The 4,345-nt window shown below is 72.3% G+C and carries 1 protein-coding gene and 1 pseudogene; both read left to right on the top strand.

The genetic code is table 11. The features are described from left to right. Nucleotides 1–22 precede the first annotated feature (22 nt). Nucleotides 23–235: pseudogene (locus ACFC09_RS45760) on the top strand (acyltransferase domain-containing protein); the annotation flags it as partial. 168 nt (nucleotides 236–403) lie between these two features. Next, the coding region (locus ACFC09_RS45755; protein WP_376539097.1) for an SDR family NAD(P)-dependent oxidoreductase at nucleotides 404–4,345 on the top strand (3,942 nt) is incomplete at its 3' end.

Genomic DNA, 4,345 nt, shown 5'->3' with positions numbered 1-4,345 from the left:
GCCCTTCTTGTCGACGGTGACCATGGGTGAGTTGGACACGTCCGCCTTGGACGCGGAGTACTGGTTCACCAACCTCCGCAGCACCGTCGAGTTCCAAGCCGTCACCGCTGGCTTGGCGGCCACCGAGAACCCCTTGTTCGTCGAGATCAGCCCGCATCCGGTGCTGGTACCGGCGCTCCAGGAGACCATCGAGGCGGCAGACACCAACACCGATGCCGCCGCGGTCGGCACCCTCCGCCGCGACGAGGGCGGCCTTGGCAGGTTCCTGCTGTCCGCCGCCGAGCTGGCCGCGCGCGGGGCGGGCGTGCGCTGGGCGGCGACGCTGCCGGAAGGCTCCGGCGCGGCCAAGCCCGTACAACTCCCGACCTACGCCTTCCAGCACACCCGCTACTGGCTCGACACCGTGCCGGCGGTCGGCGATCTGAACGCCGCCGGCCTGGCCACCGTCACGCACCCGATCCTCGGCGCCGCCCTCGACCTCGGAGATGAGGGGGGAACCGTCCTCACCGGCTCGCTCAGCCTGCAGGCCCAGCCCTGGCTGGCGGACCACGCGGTCCTCGGGACGCTCATCGTGCCGGGCACGGTGCTCGCCGAACTCTCCCGCGCGGCGGGCGTCCGGGTCGGCTGCCCGGTCGTCGAGGACCTCTCGCTGTCCACCGCGTTGACGCTGGCCGGGCCGGACGCCGTGGTGGTGGTGCAGGTCGTCGTCGGCCCTCCCCAGGACACGACCGGCGCGCGGAGCGTGGACCTCTACGCTCGGGCGGCCGCCGACGCGCCGTGGACGCGGCATGCCACCGGCACGCTCGCCGAGGCCGCGACGGACGCTCCGGGGCTCGCGGACTGGGCCGCCGCCTGGCCGGTCGCCGACGCCGAGCCGCTGCCGGTGGCCGACGCGTACGAGCACCTTGCCGCGCGCGGCTATGACTACGGCCCGGCGTTCCAAGCACTGCGCGGAGTCTGGCGATCGGGCGCGGACGTCTACGCGGAAGTCGAGGCGGCGCCGGAGTTGTCGGTCACCGGCTTCGATCTGCATCCGGCGCTGCTGGACGCGGCGCTGCACCCGGTGGCACTCGGTCTGGTGGCCGGGACGGGGGGATCCGGCGACAGCGCGGACGGAAGGCTGCGCCTGCCGTTCGCCTGGAGCGGCCTGGGCGTTCCCGCGAAGGCCGGGACGACGCTGCGGGTCCGGCTCCGCCCGGACGGTGACGGCGGGATACAGCTGACGGCGGCGACGCCGGACGGTGTGGTGGTGGCCGAAGTGGAGTCGCTGGCGCTTCGCGCGATGGCGGCGGAGGGGTTGGGCGGCACCGACAACTCAGGGCTTTACCACACGGTATGGCAGGAGGCTGCGGTGCTGTCGGTCGCCCTCGACGTCGAGGTTCCGGTCGTCGACCTGACCTCCGTGGCCGATGCCGCCTCCGACATGCTTGAGCGTCTGGGCGCATGGACGGAGCAAGCGCTGCACGTCTTGCAGGAGCGGCTTGCCGACCCGGGCGCAGACCAGACTCCGATGGTGTTGCGCACGTCCGGGGGAGTGCAGGCCAGCACCGCCGACCCGGCGCCGGATCCGGCAGCCACAGCTGTCCGGGCCCTGATTCGCAGCGCGCAGCTTGAACATCCGGAGAAGTTCGTTTTGGTCGACGTGCCAGCTGCCACGCCAGAGCTCCCGGCCGAGATCGTGGCCGCCGCGCTGGCCGCTGACGAAGCCGAGTTCGCGGTGCGGGACGGGGCGCTCCTGGTGCCCCGCCTGGTGGCGCGAGCCGACGGTGGCGATGCCGCCGACGATGTCCGCCCCGCTTTCACTCCCGACAGCAGTGTCCTGATCACCGGTGGCACCGGGGCCGTCGGCTCCGACGTGGCCCGCCACCTCGTGGCCCGGTACGGTGTCCGCAGTCTGCTGCTCGCCAGCCGCCGCGGTCCGGCGGCCCCCGGCGCGGACGCCCTCGTCGCGGAGCTGACCGGCCTCGGAGCCGAGGTCCGGATCGAGGATTGCGACACCGCCGACCCCGAAGCGCTCGCCGCCCTGTTGGCGAGCGTCCCCGCCGAGCGCCCACTGACCGGCGTCGTCCACGCCGCCGCGATCCTCGACGATGCGACCGTCGCGGCGCTCACCCCCGAGCGGCTGGCCGCCGTGCTGCGCGCCAAGGCGGATGCGGCGTGGCATATCCATGAGTTGACTCGTGGTGCTGGTCTCGCGGCGTTCGTGTCGTTCTCGTCGTTGGCCGGGACGTTGGGCAGTGCGGGTCAGGCGAACTATGCAGCAGCAAACGGGTTCTTGGACGGTTTGGCGGCGTTGCGACATGCTGAGGGGCTGCCGGCGCACAGCCTCGCCTGGGGCCTGTGGGAGCAAGACAGTACCCTGACCGGCTCCGCCGACAGCGCAGAGCGTGCCCGGCTGGCTCGCGACGGCTTCCGCGCCATGCCCGCGGACGCGGCGTTGGCCCTGTTCGACACTGCGACTCAGGGTTCTGATCCGGTGCTCGCCGCCGCCGCTTTCGACCCGGTGGCGCTGCGTGCGCGCCGGGCCGAGGACGCGCTGCCGCCGAGGCTGTGGGGCCTCGCGCCGCTCCCGCCCCGCCGCGTCGCCGCGCGGCCGGCCGGAGCGCTCGCCGAGCAGTTGGCCGGGCGTACCGAGGCCGAGCGGCAACGGCTGCTGGTCGAGGTGGTGCGGGCCGAGGCCGCCGCCGTCCTGGCGTACCCGGACGCCGGCCGCATCGAGCCCGACCGCGCCTTCAAGGACCTGGGCTTCGACTCCCTGACGGCCGTCGAGCTGCGCAACCGCCTCGCGGCCCGGGCCGGCACCCGGTTGCCCGCGACCCTGGTCTTCGACCATCCGAACCCTACCGCGCTCGCCCGCTTCCTGCGGACCCGGCTGGCGGACGGCGCCGCGACCCGCCGAAGTGACAGCCGCGTGCCCTCTGCCGTCGCGGGTTCTGTCGACGACGATCCGGTGGCGATTGTGGGGATGGCGTGCCGTTTCCCGGGTGGGGTGTCGTCGTCTGCTGATTTGTGGGGTGTGGTGGCTGACGGTGTGGATGTGGTGGGTGGGTTTCCGTCGGATCGTGGTTGGGATGTGGCGGGTCTCTACGATCCGGAGCCGGGTCGGGTGGGGCGTTCGTATGTGCGGGAGGGTGGCTTTCTGAGTGGGGTGGCGGATTTTGATCCTGCTTTCTTCGGGATGAGTCCGCGTGAGGCGTTGGCGACGGATCCGCAGCAGCGGTTGTTGTTGGAGACGACGTGGGAGGTGTTGGAGCGGGCTGGGGTGGATCCGTTGTCGTTGCGGGGGAGTGCGACGGGTGTGTTCGCGGGGGTGATGTACAACGACTACGCGGCCCGCATCCGCGACATACCCGAAGACCTCGAAGGCTTCCTGCTCAGCGGCAGCGCGGGCAGCATCGCCTCGGGCCGGGTCGCCTACGTCTTCGGCTTCGAGGGCCCGGCAGTGACGGTGGACACCGCGTGCTCGTCTTCGCTGGTCTCCCTGCATCTGGCGGTCCGCGCCCTGCGATCCGGCGAGTGCGATCTGGCCGTCGCGGGCGGGGTCTGCGTCATGGCCACGCCGCAGCCGTTCATCGAGTTCTCCCGACAGCGGGGCCTGGCTCCGGACGGCCGCTGCAAGTCCTTCGGCGCCGGCGCGGACGGCGCGTCCTGGTCTGAAGGCGTCGGTGTCCTGTTGGTGCAGCGGATGTCCGACGCACTGGCCGCCGGCCGCCCGATCCTGGCAGTGGTCCGCGGTACAGCTGTCAACTCCGACGGCGCCAGCAACGGCCTGACCGCCCCCAACGGCCCGTCGCAGGAACGCGTCATCCGCCGCGCCCTGGCCGACGCCCACCTCAGCCCGTCCGATGTCGACCTGGTGGAGGCCCACGGCACTGGCACCCCGCTGGGCGACCCGGTCGAGGCCGGAGCCCTGCTGGCCACCTACGGTCAGGACCGCCCCGAGGGCCGGCCGCTGTATCTGGGCTCGATCAAGTCGAACATCGGCCACACCCAGGCAGCGGCCGGCGTAGCGGGAATCATCAAGGTCGTCGAGGCGATGCGCCACGGCGTCATGCCGCGCACACTCCACGCCGACGAGCCGTCACCGCACGTCGACTGGACAGCCGGGGACATCCGACTGCTGACCGAGGAGGTCGCGTGGCCGGAGACCGGGAGCCCGCGTCGGGGTGCGGTGTCGTCTTTCGGGTTGAGTGGGACGAATGCGCATGTGGTGTTGGAGGCGGGGCCTGGGGTCGCGGACGTCGGCGTGTCGGTAGTGGCTGCGGGTTCGGGTTCCGGTGATTCGGTGTCGGCTGGGGTGTCGGTCTCTGGTCCTGGTGTCGGCGGGTCGGCGTCGGGTTGGGTT

It is taken from the genome of Streptomyces sp. NPDC056161 (assembly GCF_042268025.1).
Lineage (GTDB): Bacteria > Actinomycetota > Actinomycetes > Streptomycetales > Streptomycetaceae > Streptomyces.
The sequence above is the reverse complement of the archived record's forward strand: the minus strand, read 5'-3'. Positions and strand labels throughout refer to the sequence as shown.